The sequence below is a fragment of the Pseudomonas imrae genome (assembly GCF_046352735.2).
GTDB classification, from domain to species: domain Bacteria; phylum Pseudomonadota; class Gammaproteobacteria; order Pseudomonadales; family Pseudomonadaceae; genus Aquipseudomonas; species Aquipseudomonas imrae.
This window is the reverse complement of the sequence record NZ_CP110853.2, coordinates 3,635,644-3,651,744: the sequence shown is the minus strand read 5'-3', so window position 1 is coordinate 3,651,744 and position 16,101 is coordinate 3,635,644. Positions and strand designations below refer to the sequence as shown.

The window sequence follows — 16,101 nt, the reverse complement described above, 5'->3', positions numbered from 1 at the left end:
GGGGAGTAATCAAAGGACAACGCCTGGGCCACTGAGGGCTCTCGATATGCTCTACGCGATCGGTGTTAAAAGAAATCTTGTTATTGTGGAGTAGTGTCACCATGCAATCATGGGCTTGTTGAAGAACTCAGGATTAGCATTGAGTCTCAAGCACTGGTCCAAGAATGAGGACGATACCTTGATGTAGTTGAGCCGAATCAGGTTGCCGAAGCTTGTTAGCGATTTGTGTTGCGTCCAGTCATCATTCGGCGTGATTTCTATAGCATGATTTTTCAAGCAAGACATATTATTGATGTTGTTTTTTTTATATTTGGAACCCACTTCCCAAAGTGGGGGCTCATTGAGTGAGCTGGCCAATGTATGGCGCAGATCACGCAAGTTTTTGCCAGGCTGGATCAGCTCTTTGACTTGAATAAACCTGGCAAGACCCAGTTTAGACCAGCAGAGAAACATTCGGTTCAAATGTTTTTTGGAGTTGTCCGAGCCGCAGTTTTTCCGGGGGTGGGAGGCCCGGCGCTGCGGCCCTGATTCATCCCAGGCTCCCTCATGGAGGTGGCCCGGTGGCGTCACGCAGTGCGGTAGAGCCTTGGCTCGTGTCACATTGGCAAGCGCGCGCTTATTGCGTGACAAGATTAAATGGAGCATGTAGCGGCTCGGTGCCATTATCGGTGAGATACCTCCAGTCGCATTCATGCAACAACTCCTGTCCAGAGGTAATTGGTCACTCAGGCGGTTGAGATCAGGCCTCTCATCAAGCGATATCCATGCCCGCGAATGCTTTGAATAGCATTATTGGTGCCATATACGTCTTTGATTTTCCCGCGCAGGCGACTGATTGATTTCTCCAGGGCCCTGGGATCGTAGAAATTGGCGTTAAGCCCCATGATCCTGGCGATTTCATCATGACTTAATATGTGGTTACTGGTTTGCGCCAACGCTTCCAGAATTTTCATTTCTGCAAACGAGATATCCAGTTTCTGGCGAGGGCCTAAAAGGCAGATGCGGGTGGGGTCCAGTATCAGATTGACCTCCCGTTGCCATTGTTCACTGGTAAAGAACCCCGACAGCAACTCGGAGCTTTCGTCGGACAATGTGTTGAGCTTGATGCAGCAGTCGGCTCCAGCAAGATAGTACTTCATCTTGTTGTAAGCGCCCCGGCCCGTGATGACGGCGCAGATGATCAAGTTCAAATAGGTGGCGCGCAGGTTTTCCACCAGCGCCAGGTTCTCTTCGAGTGCCTGAGGATTGTCGATAATGATGAAGATGGCACGATACACGTCCGGGTATTCATTTCGATTATATGAATGAGGATAGGAGCTAGCATCAAGCGCTATATCAGAATGCACATGCCTTGCGACTAATGCTTTGAAGTTTTCGGCCACACTGCGAGTGCGGCCCAGGGTGAGAACCCCTGGCCCCTCGTTTGTCGGGCGCTGGCTTCCAGTCGCTAATTTCCCTTTAAGCATCATGCCTTGACTCGAATGGGTACTGACATCGGGATGTTAAAGCACCCGTTCTCATTCGTGACTGACAATTGGTAACATTCGCGCGGATTTTTCACGTGTATAAAGAGTTTTCTAACACAGTAGACTTTTTTCGATTTTTTAGTTGATTTTTGCAGCTTTCTGAACCAGCGAATAGCGCGCTTAGATGGTGGCAAAGTGGAATTGTGCGCCTATTATTGAAACGGTGGCAATTTGTTTTTTAGTATTCAAAAGGCCATCATTTCGTCTGTGGGAGTTGCTCCATAAATTGTGGGTATGTGAACTGTGTCACGTTTTGGTGATTGGGGGAGCTTCCGATATACATCGAGCCTGCGCAGGCTCGCTAGTCGACGATTAATAACAAGTATTGAGCCGCTGATTTGGTAGGGCTTACTATTCGCCAGTTATCTCTGCTGATGGACAGGGTTTATCCAGTGTCATCATTAGTCAATGAGTGTCTGCTGGTTACCATTTATTACTGTTCGGTTACTAAATGCCCTGATGTGATTGGCGAGCTGTTCAATAAGAATGGCCTGACGGAGGATTGATGGATTTTTGGACCTTGGTACAGGTACTGGCGTTAGGTGCGGTAGAGGGGCTGACAGAGTTCTTGCCTATCTCCAGTACCGGTCACCAGATTGTTGTAGCAGACTTGCTGGGTTTTGGTGGTGAGCGTGCCATGGCGTTCAATATTATTATTCAACTGGGTGCCATCCTGGCTGTTGTGTGGGAGTTTCGTCCAAAGATTTTTGAAGTTGTCAGCGGATTGACAACCCAGCGTAATGCACAACGCTTTACGCTGAACTTACTGATCGGATTTCTTCCTGCCGTTGTCCTGGGCGTGTTATTCGCCGACAAGATTCATGCGTACCTGTTCAATCCGATTACCGTGGCCGTCGCGCTGGTGGTGGGTGGCGTTATCATGTTGTGGGCAGAGCGGCGCGAACATGAGGTACACGTCGAACATGTTGATGACATGGTCTGGTCCGATGCGCTAAAAGTTGGTTTTGTCCAATGCCTGGCGATGATTCCCGGCACCTCCCGCTCCGGATCGACCATTATCGGTGGCCTGTTGTTCGGCCTGTCACGCAAGGCCGCCACCGAGTATTCGTTCTTTCTGGCGATGCCGACCATGGTTGGCGCCGCCGTGTATTCGGGCTACAAGTATCAGGATCTGTTCCAGGCCAGTGACCTGCCCGTATTTGCCCTGGGGTTTGTGACCGCGTTCGTTTTTGCGATGATCGCAGTGCGTGGTTTGCTCAAGTTCATCGCCAGCCACAGCTACGCGGTATTTGCCTGGTATCGGATTGTCTTCGGGTTGCTGATCCTGGCGACCTGGGTGTTCGGGTGGGTGAACTGGACCGCAGTTTCAGCCGGCTGACCGCTTTTGAAGGGCGCAGGTGTAAGTACCAGCGCCCGGTTAGCGTCCCACCAGCAACTCAGCGGCCTGGTCCAACAACGCCAATGGATCGGCGGCTTTATGGATATCCACCGACAACAACTGCCGAAACCTACGAGCCCCCGCAAACCCCGTTCCCAGCCCCAATACATGCCGGGTAATGTGATGCATCGATCCACCCGTCGCGAGGTGCTCGGCTATATAAGGTCGCAGTTGCGCTAACGCTTCAGCCCGACTGAGCTGAGGTGTGGAGCTACCAAACAGCCGTTGATCGACTTCCGCCAGCAAGTACGGATTGTGATAAGCCTCCCGCCCCAGCATCACTCCGTCAAATGTCTGCAAGTGTTCTTCACATTGCTCAAGCGTCTTGATTCCGCCGTTGAGGATAATCTCAAGTTGCGGAAAATCCTGCTTCAATTGTGCGGCCACATCGTAACGCAACGGTGGAATATCCCGATTTTCCTTCGGCGACAACCCCTCCAGAATCGCAATCCGCGCGTGCACGGTAAAGCTGGTACATCCTGCGTCCTGCACCTGCCCGACAAAATCACACAACTGGGCATAACTGTCCCGACCATTGATCCCGATACGGTGCTTCACCGTCACCGGAATCGACACTGCATCGCGCATCGCCTTCACACACTCCGCCACCAGGGCAGGGTGTGCCATGAGGCAAGCACCGATCATATTGTTCTGCACTCGATCGCTGGGGCAACCCACGTTCAGATTCACCTCGTCATAACCGGCGGCCTCGGCCATACGAGCGCAGGCAGCCAGATCTGCCGGAACGCTACCGCCCAACTGAAGCGCGAGTGGGTGCTCGGCTTCGTTGTGACGCAAGAAGCGCTCATGATCACCATGAAGAATCGCGCCGGTGGTGACCATTTCGGTATAGAGCAGGGCGTTTTTGGAGAGCAGGCGCAGGAAATATCTACAGTGCCTATCGGTCCAATCCATCATCGGGGCCACGCTGAAGCGCCGCGACGGCTCTGAGCGAGAAAGGCTAGTATTTGCTGGGCTTAAGGTTTTTTCTGAGTTCATTAATACTGATCTTTTATACAGCGGTTTTTACCCGTTTTTCCTTGTTTTCTGAAGTCGGTTGCTACATTGTAGCGACTGACTTCGGCAATGTAGCAACTGGAAATGGGCACGATCACAGCACGTAAGCGCAAGGACAACTCAACAGCCTACACGGCGCAGATACGGATCAATCGGGATGGCAAGACAGTTTATCAGGAAAGCCAAACCTTCGACCGTAAGCAGGTCGCCCAGGCCTGGATCAAGCGACGGGAGACCGAGCTGGCCCAGCCAGGTGCTATTGAGCGGGCGAATCGGAAGGGGGTGACGATCAAGAAGATGATCGAGCAGTATCTGGATGAGTACGAGAAGATCCGGCCGCTGGGGAAGACCAAGAGCGCGACGTTGAGTGCGATCAAAGAGACCTGGCTGGGTGAGTTGGACGATTCAGCGTTGAGCAGCCAGAAGTTGGTCGAGTTCGCCCAGTGGCGTATGGGCAAAGAGGGCGGAGGTGTTCAGGCACAGACGGTCGGTAACGATCTTTCGCACCTGGGGGCTGTGTTGTCTGTGGCACGGCCGGCATGGGGTTATGAGGTCGATTCTCATGCAATGCCTGACGCTCGCAAGGTTTTACGCAAGCTTGGCATGGTCAGCAAGAGCAAAGAGCGTAATCGCCGGCCCACGCTCGATGAGCTGGACAAGCTAATGAACCATTTTTTTGAGATGCAAAAGCGCAGGCCTGACTCTCTACACATGCCGAAGATGATTGCATTTGCGCTTTTCTCGACGCGACGGCAGGAAGAGATCACTCGGATACGATGGGAAGATCTCGATTGTGCTCGGCAGTCGGTGTTGGTGCGGGATATGAAAAACCCAGGACAGAAGATCGGTAACGATGTGTGGTGTCATTTGCCGGATGAGGCTTGGGCGATTCTGCACACAATGCCGAAAATTGAACGAGAGATTTTTCCGTACAATGCCAAATCGGTGTCCGCATCTTTTACACGAGCGTGTCCGATACTGGGAGTTGAAGACCTGCATTTTCACGACCTGCGTCATGAGGGAGTCAGTCGTCTGTTTGAGATGGACTGGGATATACCAAGAGTTTCCAATGTGTCAGGTCATCGGGACTGGAACTCATTACGTAGGTACACGCATTTGCGTGGTAGGGGCGATCCATACTTGGGGTGGCGGATGTTTAAACGTATTTTGGGCTCGTAGATGTTACCGCCCTCTCAATAAGCCGTTAATCATGACTTGGAAGGGAATGATCATGAAAAAGCAGGCAGGTAAGAGCAAGAAAAAGAAAAAGAAATTAATTTCTCCGGCTGTTGCTGTCCCCTTTGTGGAATCTGAGCTTATAGAAAATGCATCGTATAAATGTGTGCGTTTTAAGGATGAGCGAGTATGTCTCGATGAGGTTTTTAAAAGGCTGGATCCGACGCTTGGGTTAAAGTTGATCTATTCGGAAGCGCCTTCTACGGAAATTGGTAGTATTGATTTTTCTAACCTTACGTTGACAGTGTTTACCTTAGGGAAAAGCGCGGGCGTTCAACGGTTCGCGCTGGCTTGCTTGATAGGTCATGTTGTGATGGGGCATGGTTCCTATATGAAGTCTGCGGTCTGTCATGAACTGCGCACTGATGTTGTTTTAAAAACCCGTGTTTCTGTGGGAGGGGCTGCTGATATTGAATGGCAGGCAAGATTTTTTGCATGTTGTTTGCTAATGCCTCGGCAAGTGTTTAACGGGTATTTTATTCATCTTCAAGAAGAGTTGAATTTTAAAAATCGAGGGCACGGACCTATCTATCTCGATAATCAACCTTGTAATTTATTGCTTTATTCAGAGATAGTAAATAAAATGCGAGTTTTCTTCAGTGCTCCAAGATTTCTTGTTGAGTCTCGCATTAAATCGTTAAATTTGCTGGTTGATGCACGCAGGCCGGTTCGTGTCACTGACGCAGCAATTAATAAGCTATTTGTTTAGCTTTTTGTGGGTGGGGTTATGCGTAGGTTTTTTGGTACTGTAGAGGATAAGTTTTACATTCCCTTGTGTGAGGGGAAAGCTAAAGCTCTATCTCTCTCTTTGTCCTCGTCAGAATTGTTTGATGAAATGACTGTTGCGGAAATTGCAGGCGCTCTTTTAATTCAGCATATTGCATCGGTTGAGCGTGGTGTAAATGTTGTTATTGTAGCTGAGCGAATTTTATTTGATTTGATTGCTTGGGGAGTGAGGAAGGGGGAGGGAGGTGCAAGTCTTGCGTCTGAAGCTAAAAGGCTTTTTGAGGGAGGTAAGTTTAATTCTGGACTAGAACGTCTTCGTGAGGTTGGGCTGGAATTGCTCTCGCCAGAAGATGTGAAGGCCGAGGATTATCTGCTTGCAAATGGTACGTGGGATTATGAGTTTCGGTTAAGGCATTTTAAGAAGGTGGCTGCATTTAAGATTGAGGTCGAAACACCGAGTGGAGGGCTTTTATGCTTAAGTTCGCCGCAAAATCTCATAGTTAAGTCTTTCTTGGCAGAGAAAGACGAGTCTATTCATATTCAAGGTTATGCGGGTACCGGGAAAACGCATCTAATTTCCTCGCTGATCGAATTTATGAATCCTGGCAAGACATTGGTGCTTGCTAAAACCCAAGTTCAACTTTATGAGCTGACTGGGCGGATCAAGAGTCGTGGTGTTGTAGCAAGAACATTCAAGATGCTTGCTTCCGAATTATTAGGAACTATTCACCCCCATCTTTCCATAGCTGCCGACGATTATCTCCAACTCAGTGATGCTGAGGTCGCTCGGGTTCTGAACCTTGGGCCTGTTGGCGGCATTAGCCCTGCAAGGGTTGCTGCGATATGCAGAAGGGCTGTAATGCGTTATTGTGAAAGCTTGGATGCTTCGTTAAATAAACGAAATTTGCCCTATGTTAAAGAGCGGCTAAGTAGTATTGATTCGGATGTTCTGGTGCAATACTCGATTAGAGTCTGGGAGGCTACAATTTCTCCCGCAACCTACGAGGTTAGATTCCCAGTTCTCGGTTACCATTTGTTGAAGTGCCTGTCGCTTTCAAATGAGGTTGTGCCTGATATTTATACTCATGTAATTGTTGACGAGAGTCACGATCTTTCGCGGCCGGTACTCCAGATTCTTGATCGCAGTCCGCAAGCAGTAATAACTTTGGGTGACGAGTATCAATGTATTACTGGTCCTGTATTTCAGCGAGCTAAAAGAATTCGTCAACGGGATGTCACTCGCTCCGTCAGAGCAGGCAAAGATATGGAGGGCGTCTTGAATCCGCTGATTGATGCTCACCCAACTAAAATAAAATTACCGTATGAGGGAGGGGGTAATGATCCGACAAATGTTGTTTTCTATGACCTGAATAAGGTGCCCGATACCCCTTCTACTATTCTCGTTGAGTCTGAGTGGGGTATGTTTGAATGGTTTCAGCGGCTGTCACATGCAGGTGTAAGATTTGCTATCTTGCACGGATCGAGGAAGTCGTTTGAGATGTTTATGGTTGACTGCATAAACCTATTTTATGCGGGTACCCCACCTAAGCATAGAAAATTGTTTTTTTATCCTACTTGGGATGCGCTGGCTCAAGGGCAGTCCGAGAATAAAGTGTTTGATAAGATTCAGGCGATGATGGAGAGAGGCTATAATTTGGAGAGGCTTAAAGTCTCTCTTCTCTCACTTGATAGTGTGTCATCTGGTGGCTACCAGTTAGGTATGGTGGAGAATGCGAGAAATGCTGAGTACGATTCGGTAATGTTGGCGCCGGATATGTTTGGTGATGTCAGGCGAGGTGACGTGCTTGGGTTCGATAGAAAAGTTTGTTCACTCTACACTGGAGGATCTCGAGCTAAGTTTGAGCTTATGGTGCCTGGCTATATTGGTGATTGGATTTCTAGTCAAAAATATAGCGCATTGAAAAAGTGATCCTTGTTTGCCGTTTTGCTTTAATTGTATTTGATCTGGCATGAAAATGGGGCCTTAGGCCCCAGATGGTAGTTGAGTTTTTGTGCAGTTGTTTAAGCTGCTTTTCTTCCCATTAATTGATTTTGCTCGCGTGTTGCTTTCTCACGTTGGCGGTCAATATAGTCTGACAGGTCTTTTATATGAACTCCCAGTGCTGCTTTTTGGGAGTTTGCTCCTAGTCGTACGACAGCTATGTCGATCTCGCCATCTAAACGTTTACGTTTGAATTTCTCAACGGTCAGATGCATGTAGTCAGCGCATACTCGATCAAGAGGGATGACTGCTTGACCTTCGTACTGCGCCATAAGTAGGAAAAGAGTATTCATGCTGCCTCCTTGGTCAATTCTCTTTCACTTCGGCAATTATTTACTTTGACCAGCGCCATCATCGGCCACGGCGACACCGAGTTCCCCACCATCAACACCTGAGTTTTGTTGCTGAACTTCCGGCCATCGTGTCCACGGTCGATCACGTAGTTGTCGGGGAAGCCCTGGGCACGGTAAAGCTCACGTGGGGTGAGCATGCGCATGCCGATATCCACGATCACATACGGCGTGCCCTTGATCGTCACCGTGACAAGTGCAAGACGGTCCCGAGTGGTGATGGTCGCGGCTGGGTTGCGCAGGTCGTAGGTGTTGTCGCTGCCGTAATAGCCCATTAGGAAGGCGGCGACACGCATAGCACCGGCCTCGACCTCTGGAGCGAGCTTGTACTCAACCAGCGCGTGATGTTCGGCGCCGGCCGTGATGGTCGGTACCAGCTCGTCCATGGCCCTGCCCACGCAGTTCCTGCGAAGTGTTGATAGGTGTGCGGTGACGACTTGCTGCTGACTGCCTGTGGTTGTGATGGCTGTCAGGGGGGTTACAGGGTGATGCCCTGGCGTTTCGTTGTACCCGCCGTTGTGCTGTGCAACATAGGCGACGGCCAGTGCGAAGTGTCCGCCCTTCACGCCGCTGCAAATTGTGCGAAGGGGATCATCACCTGGCATGTTGCGTTGGCTGCTGCCATTGGCATGTTCGGTGATGAAGGGCGCGAGCTGGGGAGTGACAAGTGCAAAGCCCTGAGCGCCTGTGATGGTTTTTGCTGGGTTGTACACAGATTGGCAGCGCGCCAGGTCGTTGCCTGTGTGATTCACACTGACGATGAACGGGTTCTTGTGCTCAATGACGTAGCGCTTGGCGCCTTTGCGTAGGCGCTCCATCGTGTTGGTCACCAGTGGTCGCTTGACGCCTGCAGCACGGCCTTCTTCCTTGGTAAGGAAAATGCTCGGGCACGGGATCGACCAGTCGATGCAACTGGCGGCGGTGCGGTACGCAGACTGCCCTTTGCCCGGGTTCTTGAAGTGCGTCGGTTCCGGCCAGCGCAGTGGCTGTCCGTCACGACGTGCGATTAGGAACAGGCGTTCGCGGGTGGTAGCGGCGCCGAAGTCGCAAGCCTTGAGCTTGCCGTACATCAGGTCGTAACCCATGGACCGCAGGATGCTTTCGAAACGACGCCAGGTCTGTCCCTTGTGCTTTGGATCGGGCACCAGGTACTGATCCTGCACCGCCACACGCTCGCCGACAGCGGCAACGGTCAGATCCCGGCGGATCACTCGGCCCGTCTTGGCGCAGCGCTTTGCGATCAGTGGACCCCATTGGAGGATCTGCACGACGTTTTCCATGGTGATCATGCGGGGGCTGGCTTGGCCTCCCCATTTAAGGATGACCCACGATTGGGAGCGGCTGGTGGTGCTGCGCGCCTGACCGCCGGCAGCGAGGCTGTGGTGGGTGCATTCAGGGCTGGCGTGCAGGTGCGCAACGGGGCGGCCGCGAGTTGCCACACGCGGGCACACGTCGTAGACATCGGTGATGTAATGCTCGGCGCTTGGGTGGTTGCGCTTGTGCATGCTGATGGCGTCGGGGTTGTGGTTGATGGCGATGTCGACCGGCATGCCAGTGCCCATCTCCTGGCCCATGGTTGCGCCGCCACCGCCGGCGAAGAGGTCCACGCGGATCTCGCCGGCGAAGTCTAGGCCGAATTGGGTTTTGACGGCGGATGTGATTGGGGTTGGATTGAAGGCAGTCATACCCGTTGCTCCCTGACATACAGCGGATCCGCGCCAATGAACACCTCTTCCGGTGCCTCCGGCCACTCCTCGCGGATCGTGTCGAACTCGCCCTCGTTCCAGATTCGAAGGAAAGTCATGCCCTCTTCTGCAGAGAGAGCGAACTGGATTGCTGCTATCGATGCCTCGTTGTCTGAATTATTGGCTGTATCACAAGGCGAGCGTGTGTAGAGCGGGACTTTGTATTTTGATACTGCTCCAGAGCGGACAACGGCGTGTCGATCTGTACCGCCTTGTAGGTACTCAAGATCCTTCAGACCGATATGGCATATTGGCTGTGCATCGACCTGAGTCTCGTTGTGGGCTCCATTTGAATCGGGCAGACGGAACCCAGCTGCATGAATTCGTGCAGCCGTCCTACGGCCTACTCCGTGGATGCTCATCAACTCTTTAAGTTCGGCTTTATACCCCAAGGCAGGCTGCGCGAGCGGGCGTTCCTGAGCGTTTAGCGTTGCATCAGCGAGCGCTGCCCCGCGCAGCTTTTGGTGGGGTACAAGTGCTTCGGTGGTGGCGCTGAGGGGAGCAATAATGCCTGCTGCTACGCAGCAGAGACTGTTTGTTTCTAGCGTGTCGCCACCACTGGCTGTGCGGAGCAAAGCGGGCAGGGTGCTGTTGTTGTCCTGGTGGTTCTTCATGCCGCTTTCCTCCGGTGTTCGATAGCGAGTTGGTCCATCAGGCGGTGGTGGTAGGTGAGTCGGGCTTCTGCGGCAGGCCATGGGCGGATGGTTTCGGTCATGGGTTCGATGCCGACCAAGCAATCCCAGATAGCCGGATCGGTTGGCATGAGGTCGCGGCGTTCGGTCGCCAGTGCAATCAGGTCGGCCTGGTGCACGTGAGCGGGGAGATCGAGGGCCAGGTCGAAGCGCTCACAAACGCGCTGCCAAATCACGTCCTCGAAGCCTCGGTAATAGGGCATCCACTGCTTGAGTGGCTTGGTCATGTCGCCCAGGTATGCCTCGGGGGCGTCGTGGAGCAAGGCTGCGAGTTTGTGTTCTTCCGGCACCAACTCGGCGACGATGCAACTGTGCTGGGCCACGCTGTAGAACTCACGGGTGTGTCCGTTGAACCGGCACAGGTGGGCCAGCGCGTGCGAGATGTCCCGTGGGTCGATCATGTCGGCGTCGGGCTCGAACAGATCAAAGCGTTTGCCGGTGGAGGTCAGGATCCAGTTCATGCGGCCTCCTTCACGAGATCGGCCAACAGCAGGGCGTTGTCGGTCGCCTTGTGTAATTGGCGCAGAGCGTCATGGCCGATCAGGGCTTTCAGCTGCCGGTCGAACTCTTTGGTGTGACGAGTCAGTGCGTGCAGATCTTTGAGGGCCTTTGCATGCTGTTGCAAGGTGCCGGCAGCCTGGGGTGTCAGGCGTAGCATGGGGAGGACGCGACTCATGCTGCTTTCTCCTGTGCAATGGGCTCCAGCAGTGCGGCAATGGACAGGGCTTTATCGCGCAGGGCAAGGGTCTGGACGGCGTGGCTTTTCGAGTTCACAGCGCGGAATGTATCTGAGGCTAGCTGGAGTTTTTCAGCGATGGCTATGAGCTGAACACGGTCGGTCGCCCCTAGCTTGGTTGCTTCCAGGACTCGGGTGTAATGCCCGTATAGCGACTTGTGGTGAGCCCTGGCTTGTTCGAGCAGAAGGTTCACGTTGCGGATTTCTTCCGAATTGTCGGCACGCTGAATGTTCTTCCCTTCCTCGATACCTTCAACGCGGCCATCGATCAGTCCGCCTCGGTAGCCAGTCCAGTAAAGGATTGCGAGTGCGATAACGCTGACAATCAGTGCGCAGATTTCAATTGCAGTCATGTGGTGTGCTCCTGGTGGTTTTTTTTGCTGGTGGTGGCAGCGGCGGTGGTTCGTCTTATTCGTCGGGATCTGGCGGATCTATCAGGCCGGCCATTAACTTGGCTTGGTAGACTCCATGGCCCTCTGCGCGCAGTTTGTCGTAGCGGTGATAGTCAGCGGCAAACCAGCAGCATTCGTCGCATAGCCGTGATTCTTCTCCGTCTGCCAGCAGATCGGCGCCGCAATGTCGGCAGGGTTCAGAGAGTTTTTCGGTTTTGGTCAATGGTTGGTGATGACTGTTGTTTGTTTTCATGTCTCGTTTACTCCATACGCTGGTGGTGGCAGCTATTTCTGGATTAGTTGTTCTGCTCAACTGAACAGGTTTGCTTTTTCGCTTGTTCTTCATCAGCTAGATAGGCGCGGATATCGATCCACGCCGCTAGGTGGCGGATGTGGATGTACTTATGGGACTTACGACTATCCTTCAGAGTGGTCACGGGTAGTGGTAGGCGTCCGCTATCTAGGTCGGATGCAAACGTCTGTTGATTGAGATTTCGAAAGTACTTCACGCGTACTGCCTCCAAAGGGATCAGTACGTCACCGAAGGTTCGGTACACCAGCTCGACGGTGGCACTCTCTGGTGCGGGTAGCAGTCGTAGCGGTGTTTGACTGGCGTTACTCATGGGTGGCGGCCTCCTTGCGTTTGAGTCGTGAAGGGTGGTTCCACGCATTCAAGCAGTGGCGCTTGGTCAGCTCCCGCAGATGCTCCGGCACTTCGAGCAGCGCAGCGTTGCGCTCCTCGCGTGTGCGCATGGCGACGATCTGGCGGGCGTACTCCCTAGGCCACATCACGGTTGTCTACCGGGATCGCTGGGAGTTCGAGCCCCAATTGCTCGGCCAGCCAGCGCATGCCGGCCTGCCGGATCCTGGTCGACTGGCTGTACTGCATGCCGGCCTTCTCGTGGTACCAGTTGCTGTTCTTGATCCGCAGGTATTCGCGATCACGGACGGGGAAGGCCGGCAGGTTGTGGTCGTTGAGTAAGCCCTTGTGACGCATGAGTGCGATGAGCATGGGGCGGGTGAGGCCGAAGTACTTGGCGGCTTTTTCCAGGCTACGTTCCATCTCGACCTCCTAAGCAGCATGCGCGGCGGGTGTCGCCACGGCGGCTAGGTGAGTGATGGATTCAGCGACCATGGAGTAGATCTCCACGTCGCTTCCGTAAACCGTGAAGCACTTGGTACGCGGCTTTCTGACGCCGATGCTCAAGATGGTGGTGATGCCAGAGCGGGTTTTGTTGCGATGGATTGCCAGATTGATCGGTTGCTCAAAGCCCATGTCGAGACTGATGACGCCGCCGGTTTGCACCAGGTCGAATACCTGTTGCTTGTGTTCAACCTCAAACACACCATAGCGGCGGTTTGCGTGCGGCAGAGACGATTGCTCTGCAGGGCTGGTTGGACCGTTGACGATCTCCTCAATGAAGTCAGCAAGCTTGAGGTGCATCTTCTTGTTGTTGGTCAGGGTCAGCGTGTGGCGTTCGCTTCCCAGTTCAACGGTGAAGTGCGTGTCGGCTTTGCGGCGCTCGACTTTCAGGCGAAAGGCTAAGGACTCTCGCTGAGTCTCGGCGCGCAGGAGGTGGTTGAAGGTTTCGGTCAGATTAACCTGAGCCTTGAGCAGGGTCAGCGTGCGGTTGTCGAGTTTGAACTTGCTCATGCCGCGTGCCCTCCACCGTTCGGATCGAAAGGTGTGGGTGCGGAGCGGTGTTTCAGCTTGGGTTTGGATGCAATGAAGGTGCAGCCGCAGTCTTGGGCTAGGCGGCGGATTTCAAAGATGCGGCAGGGATTAGCGGCGGCCGGGTGGACGTGTAGGGTGGCTGTGGTGTGCATGGTGTTGCCTCGCTCTGTGGTGGAAGAGTGAAGCAAATATCAACCATTAGTTGATTTTAGTCAACAACCATTGGTTTATGTTTTTGCGGATTTCGAACCTCAGGTTAAATTCAGGCGACTGGTAGTTTCTAATTTTGCTTGCATGGAGCCGTAGGGGCACAGCAGGTGTGATCCAGATAAATAGGAGATTTCAATGAACTGGCCCGGTGAGCAGCTGTTAATTCGTCTATGGGATACCCTTGCAGAAAAAGGGGTTGGGTCAGTTTTAAAGCCACGCCAGTTAGTCAGAGAAGGTTTGGCTCTTATAACAGTTGAGAGAGCGAAAAAACTTGTAGAGGCCCAAACTCAGAGAGAAGTTGATGAGATTTCGGCAGGCAAAAGGGATGTCTCAGATTTTGAAATAGAACTAAAATTTTTAAAATCAGCCGGTACATCGAACGCGGTGCGGATTGAGCCGACGATCAGCTATGAGGATTTAGCCAGAGCAGTCAAAGAAAATTTAATAAATGATGCTGTTAGAAAAGAGGTCAATACAGTTAACACGATACTTCATGCGGAGTATGTTTTGCGTGAAGATCAGTCCCTCCCTCCAAAGGAGAAGGTTGATGAGGATTGGTTATTTCGGTGGAAGGATTATACTAGTGGGGTATCAGACTCTGACTTGCAGAAAATGTGGGGGAAAGTCCTCGCCGGTGAAATTAAAGCTCCTGGAAGTTACTCTCTTCGCTGTTTAGATTTTTTGCGTAATCTGTCTCATGCCGATGCCAAATTAATTGAGGTTATGTGCGGTCTAATTTTGGATGATAAATTTATTTGGAGGCCACGTGATTGCTATTCGTTATCACTTGATTTTAGTGAACTGCTTGAGCTAGAAGAGCTTGGTGTGATCGGAGGGGTTGGAAGCGCGTTAAGTATTTCATTTACTGATAGAGATGCACCCGAGCCCGACTGGGTTAAAGTTATCGTGTCGGGTAAAAAATGTTTGGTTATAAGACATTCCGATAAAAACGCAGTATTGCCAGTGAATGCATATACAGTGACTAAGCTAGGTCGGCAGCTTGTGAAGCTTGGAAGCTTTAATCCTGATTTGAATTATTTGAAGGCTTTCGGTAGTTATGTAGTGAAGCAAGGCTACAGTGTCTATCTGGCTGATCTGAACTCTAATGATGACGAGGCCGTATCGTGGTTCAATGAGCGACCCTTGTCGTGATAATAACTATTCTGGTATAAAAGATCCTACTACCTTTCCACAGATATGCGTTTCTTCCGTGATATCAATGATTGGGTATTGCGGATTGATGGGTCTTAGGAACTGCCGTCCTGCATCCGCCACCAAAATTTTAAATGTAGCTTCATTGGTACGAGGGACCCTAGCTATCACTCGATCACCAGTCTTGGATTCAGCTTCCGGATCGACAAAAATGATGCATCCGGTTGGATAGCTGCGGCCTGGACCAGGGTTCGTCATGGAGTCGCCAAGAACTTTCAGTGCATAACCGCTCTCGCTGATAGGCACGGGGCAGGATAGCCATGACTCTCCGTCATGCTGCTCAAAGTTTGACTCACACCATGCGCCTGCCTGTACCCAAGAAATTAGCGGGACTTTTCCAAAGCGTCGAGTTACTTCTCGAACGTTGCTATCGCCTGCTGCGCCAAACTGGCGGACGTTGCTGTCCCCTGTTTGCTCTTTAGGCAGCACACCATACTCAAGCCATTCCCTCCGCACCTTCAGCCATGAACACAGCACAACCATGCTGTCTGCCTCAGGTATAGATTCGCCGTTCAGCCACTTACTGATGGCCTGCGTGCTTTTTTCAGCCCCGACCTTCACCAAATGCTTATGAATATCCACTCCACGTCCCCGGATACGTACACCGGCATCGTCGAGTGCTTCGTGAAGGCGCGCCGTAAAAGCTGCCCGTAGCCCGTTCTTGTCAACCATGAGTTGATACTCTCACAGGGGTTGCGCAATAGTCAGTTGATGTTAATATCAACTGCGAGTTGATAAATGGAGGTTGCTATGTTGGACCCCGCAGATTTTCCGAGCGCCATCGCGTTCGCATTTGAAGCAGTCGGTGGCATCGGTGCCGCCGCCAAGGTATGTGAAAGGAGCTATCAGGCGCTCAATAAATGGCGCTTGGCTGCAAGCCTTCCACGCACCGATTACACCGGTGAAACGCGCTACGCAGAACTGTTAGCGACCGCAGCGCAGCAAAAGGGCAACTCGTTTGATGCAGCCTGGTTGCTCAACGCATCGGCCCCACAGAAAGCTGCAGCGTAGATAGAAAAAAGGCGGCCCAGGGGCCGCCCAGTTCCTCCCGGCACACACCACCACAGTGCTGTCGGGTCGCGATAAAGGTAGGCGGGCACACCACATGCTAAACCACCTCCCTTTACCGCGCTTTCAAGGCACGGATGCCTTGGGTTACTGCCTTTTCCACCACAGATTAGGC

The 16,101-nt window shown here is 52.2% G+C and carries 21 protein-coding genes; 6 read left to right on the top strand and 15 right to left on the bottom strand.

What is annotated here, in order from left to right:
• Positions 1-96: 96 nt before the first annotated feature.
• Together OQ460_RS16455 and OQ460_RS16450 are read right to left on the bottom strand one after the other, a co-directional pair.
• Entirely contained in the window at positions 97-693 is a 597-nt protein-coding gene (locus OQ460_RS16455; protein WP_410018468.1) for a hypothetical protein, read from the bottom strand.
• Positions 694-725: 32 nt separating this feature from the next.
• Positions 726-1,469 (bottom strand): winged helix-turn-helix domain-containing protein, encoded by a 744-nt coding sequence (locus OQ460_RS16450; protein ID WP_410018467.1) that lies wholly within the window; start codon positions 1,467-1,469, stop codon positions 726-728.
• 562 nt (positions 1,470-2,031) lie between these two features.
• Between OQ460_RS16450 and OQ460_RS16445 the strand changes: the two genes are divergently transcribed.
• Positions 2,032-2,865, top strand: a complete 834-nt coding sequence (locus OQ460_RS16445; protein WP_410018466.1) for an undecaprenyl-diphosphate phosphatase — start codon at positions 2,032-2,034, stop codon at positions 2,863-2,865.
• Positions 2,866-2,904: 39 nt separating this feature from the next.
• Here the strand turns inward: OQ460_RS16445 and dusA are convergent, their stop codons facing one another.
• Positions 2,905-3,924 carry a tRNA dihydrouridine(20/20a) synthase DusA gene (dusA, locus tag OQ460_RS16440; RefSeq protein WP_410018465.1) on the bottom strand — a complete coding sequence of 340 codons (1,020 nt, stop codon included), beginning with the start codon at positions 3,922-3,924 and terminating at the stop codon, positions 2,905-2,907.
• Positions 3,925-4,026: 102 nt separating this feature from the next.
• Between dusA and OQ460_RS16435 the strand changes: the two genes are divergently transcribed.
• Genes OQ460_RS16435 through OQ460_RS16425 form a run of 3 tightly spaced genes read left to right on the top strand, consistent with a single transcriptional unit; the run spans position 4,027 to position 7,834 of the window.
• Positions 4,027-5,121 (top strand): site-specific integrase, encoded by a 1,095-nt coding sequence (locus OQ460_RS16435; RefSeq protein WP_410018464.1) that lies wholly within the window; start codon positions 4,027-4,029, stop codon positions 5,119-5,121.
• A gap of 52 nt (positions 5,122-5,173) precedes the next feature.
• Positions 5,174-5,887: an ImmA/IrrE family metallo-endopeptidase gene (locus OQ460_RS16430; RefSeq protein ID WP_410018463.1), complete on the top strand. Its 714-nt coding sequence runs from the start codon at positions 5,174-5,176 to the stop codon at positions 5,885-5,887.
• Positions 5,888-5,905: 18 nt separating this feature from the next.
• Positions 5,906-7,834, top strand: coding sequence for an AAA family ATPase (locus tag OQ460_RS16425; protein WP_410018462.1), 1,929 nt, complete (start codon positions 5,906-5,908; stop codon positions 7,832-7,834).
• Between the two features lie 92 nt (positions 7,835-7,926).
• Here OQ460_RS16425 and OQ460_RS16420 read toward each other — a convergent pair whose 3' ends face one another.
• Genes OQ460_RS16420 through OQ460_RS16370 form a run of 11 tightly spaced genes read right to left on the bottom strand, consistent with a single transcriptional unit; the run spans position 7,927 to position 13,475 of the window.
• Complete coding sequence (locus tag OQ460_RS16420; protein WP_410018461.1) at positions 7,927-8,199, bottom strand: pyocin activator PrtN family protein; 273 nt, start codon at positions 8,197-8,199, stop codon at positions 7,927-7,929.
• Positions 8,196-9,941, bottom strand: a complete 1,746-nt coding sequence (locus OQ460_RS16415; RefSeq protein WP_410018460.1) for a DNA cytosine methyltransferase — start codon at positions 9,939-9,941, stop codon at positions 8,196-8,198. Before OQ460_RS16415 ends, OQ460_RS16420 begins: the two co-directional genes overlap by 4 nt.
• Positions 9,938-10,615 carry a hypothetical protein gene (locus OQ460_RS16410; protein ID WP_410018459.1) on the bottom strand — a complete coding sequence of 226 codons (678 nt, stop codon included), beginning with the start codon at positions 10,613-10,615 and terminating at the stop codon, positions 9,938-9,940. The genes OQ460_RS16415 and OQ460_RS16410 overlap by 4 nt, the downstream gene beginning before the upstream one ends.
• On the bottom strand, positions 10,612-11,154 hold the full coding sequence (locus OQ460_RS16405; protein WP_410018458.1) for a phosphohydrolase: 543 nt from the start codon (positions 11,152-11,154) through the stop codon (positions 10,612-10,614). Before OQ460_RS16405 ends, OQ460_RS16410 begins: the two co-directional genes overlap by 4 nt.
• Positions 11,151-11,369, bottom strand: coding sequence for a hypothetical protein (locus OQ460_RS16400; protein WP_410018457.1), 219 nt, complete (start codon positions 11,367-11,369; stop codon positions 11,151-11,153). Before OQ460_RS16400 ends, OQ460_RS16405 begins: the two co-directional genes overlap by 4 nt.
• Positions 11,366-11,782, bottom strand: coding sequence for a hypothetical protein (locus OQ460_RS16395; protein ID WP_410018456.1), 417 nt, complete (start codon positions 11,780-11,782; stop codon positions 11,366-11,368). The genes OQ460_RS16400 and OQ460_RS16395 overlap by 4 nt, the downstream gene beginning before the upstream one ends.
• A gap of 55 nt (positions 11,783-11,837) precedes the next feature.
• Positions 11,838-12,074: a hypothetical protein gene (locus OQ460_RS16390; RefSeq protein WP_410018455.1), complete on the bottom strand. Its 237-nt coding sequence runs from the start codon at positions 12,072-12,074 to the stop codon at positions 11,838-11,840.
• A gap of 43 nt (positions 12,075-12,117) precedes the next feature.
• Entirely contained in the window at positions 12,118-12,444 is a 327-nt protein-coding gene (locus tag OQ460_RS16385) for a pyocin activator PrtN family protein (RefSeq protein WP_410018454.1), read from the bottom strand.
• Positions 12,437-12,574 (bottom strand): hypothetical protein, encoded by a 138-nt coding sequence (locus OQ460_RS16380; protein WP_410018453.1) that lies wholly within the window; start codon positions 12,572-12,574, stop codon positions 12,437-12,439. Before OQ460_RS16380 ends, OQ460_RS16385 begins: the two co-directional genes overlap by 8 nt.
• A gap of 25 nt (positions 12,575-12,599) precedes the next feature.
• Positions 12,600-12,884, bottom strand: a complete 285-nt coding sequence (locus OQ460_RS16375) for a phage antirepressor KilAC domain-containing protein (RefSeq protein ID WP_410018452.1) — start codon at positions 12,882-12,884, stop codon at positions 12,600-12,602.
• A gap of 9 nt (positions 12,885-12,893) precedes the next feature.
• A complete protein-coding gene (locus OQ460_RS16370) occupies positions 12,894-13,475 on the bottom strand; it encodes a hypothetical protein (RefSeq protein ID WP_410018451.1) in 582 nt (193 codons plus the stop codon).
• Between the two features lie 366 nt (positions 13,476-13,841).
• Between OQ460_RS16370 and OQ460_RS16365 the strand changes: the two genes are divergently transcribed.
• A complete protein-coding gene (locus OQ460_RS16365; protein WP_410018450.1) occupies positions 13,842-14,858 on the top strand; it encodes a DUF2806 domain-containing protein in 1,017 nt (338 codons plus the stop codon).
• A gap of 6 nt (positions 14,859-14,864) precedes the next feature.
• Here OQ460_RS16365 and OQ460_RS16360 read toward each other — a convergent pair whose 3' ends face one another.
• Positions 14,865-15,590, bottom strand: coding sequence for a LexA family protein (locus OQ460_RS16360; protein ID WP_410018449.1), 726 nt, complete (start codon positions 15,588-15,590; stop codon positions 14,865-14,867).
• 78 nt (positions 15,591-15,668) lie between these two features.
• On the opposite strand from OQ460_RS16360, the gene OQ460_RS16355 reads away from it, so the two are divergent.
• Complete coding sequence (locus tag OQ460_RS16355) at positions 15,669-15,929, top strand: hypothetical protein (RefSeq protein WP_410018448.1); 261 nt, start codon at positions 15,669-15,671, stop codon at positions 15,927-15,929.
• Positions 15,930-16,101: the final 172 nt, after the last annotated feature.

What these genes read in the sequence shown, in the direction of transcription:
- OQ460_RS16455 (WP_410018468.1), bottom strand. Translation starts at nt 693, where the DNA reads ATGAATGCGACTGGAGGTATCTCACCGATAATGGCACCGAGCCGCTAC.
- OQ460_RS16450 (WP_410018467.1), bottom strand. Translation starts at nt 1,469, where the DNA reads ATGATGCTTAAAGGGAAATTAGCGACTGGAAGCCAGCGCCCGACAAAC.
- OQ460_RS16445 (WP_410018466.1), top strand. Translation starts at nt 2,032, where the DNA reads ATGGATTTTTGGACCTTGGTACAGGTACTGGCGTTAGGTGCGGTAGAG.
- dusA (WP_410018465.1), bottom strand. Translation starts at nt 3,924, where the DNA reads ATGAACTCAGAAAAAACCTTAAGCCCAGCAAATACTAGCCTTTCTCGC.
- OQ460_RS16435 (WP_410018464.1), top strand. Translation starts at nt 4,027, where the DNA reads ATGGGCACGATCACAGCACGTAAGCGCAAGGACAACTCAACAGCCTAC.
- OQ460_RS16430 (WP_410018463.1), top strand. Translation starts at nt 5,174, where the DNA reads ATGAAAAAGCAGGCAGGTAAGAGCAAGAAAAAGAAAAAGAAATTAATT.
- OQ460_RS16425 (WP_410018462.1), top strand. Translation starts at nt 5,906, where the DNA reads ATGCGTAGGTTTTTTGGTACTGTAGAGGATAAGTTTTACATTCCCTTG.
- OQ460_RS16420 (WP_410018461.1), bottom strand. Translation starts at nt 8,199, where the DNA reads ATGAATACTCTTTTCCTACTTATGGCGCAGTACGAAGGTCAAGCAGTC.
- OQ460_RS16415 (WP_410018460.1), bottom strand. Translation starts at nt 9,941, where the DNA reads ATGACTGCCTTCAATCCAACCCCAATCACATCCGCCGTCAAAACCCAA.
- OQ460_RS16410 (WP_410018459.1), bottom strand. Translation starts at nt 10,615, where the DNA reads ATGAAGAACCACCAGGACAACAACAGCACCCTGCCCGCTTTGCTCCGC.
- OQ460_RS16405 (WP_410018458.1), bottom strand. Translation starts at nt 11,154, where the DNA reads ATGAACTGGATCCTGACCTCCACCGGCAAACGCTTTGATCTGTTCGAG.
- OQ460_RS16400 (WP_410018457.1), bottom strand. Translation starts at nt 11,369, where the DNA reads ATGAGTCGCGTCCTCCCCATGCTACGCCTGACACCCCAGGCTGCCGGC.
- OQ460_RS16395 (WP_410018456.1), bottom strand. Translation starts at nt 11,782, where the DNA reads ATGACTGCAATTGAAATCTGCGCACTGATTGTCAGCGTTATCGCACTC.
- OQ460_RS16390 (WP_410018455.1), bottom strand. Translation starts at nt 12,074, where the DNA reads ATGAAAACAAACAACAGTCATCACCAACCATTGACCAAAACCGAAAAA.
- OQ460_RS16385 (WP_410018454.1), bottom strand. Translation starts at nt 12,444, where the DNA reads ATGAGTAACGCCAGTCAAACACCGCTACGACTGCTACCCGCACCAGAG.
- OQ460_RS16380 (WP_410018453.1), bottom strand. Translation starts at nt 12,574, where the DNA reads ATGCGCACACGCGAGGAGCGCAACGCTGCGCTGCTCGAAGTGCCGGAG.
- OQ460_RS16375 (WP_410018452.1), bottom strand. Translation starts at nt 12,884, where the DNA reads ATGGAACGTAGCCTGGAAAAAGCCGCCAAGTACTTCGGCCTCACCCGC.
- OQ460_RS16370 (WP_410018451.1), bottom strand. Translation starts at nt 13,475, where the DNA reads ATGAGCAAGTTCAAACTCGACAACCGCACGCTGACCCTGCTCAAGGCT.
- OQ460_RS16365 (WP_410018450.1), top strand. Translation starts at nt 13,842, where the DNA reads ATGAACTGGCCCGGTGAGCAGCTGTTAATTCGTCTATGGGATACCCTT.
- OQ460_RS16360 (WP_410018449.1), bottom strand. Translation starts at nt 15,590, where the DNA reads ATGGTTGACAAGAACGGGCTACGGGCAGCTTTTACGGCGCGCCTTCAC.
- OQ460_RS16355 (WP_410018448.1), top strand. Translation starts at nt 15,669, where the DNA reads ATGTTGGACCCCGCAGATTTTCCGAGCGCCATCGCGTTCGCATTTGAA.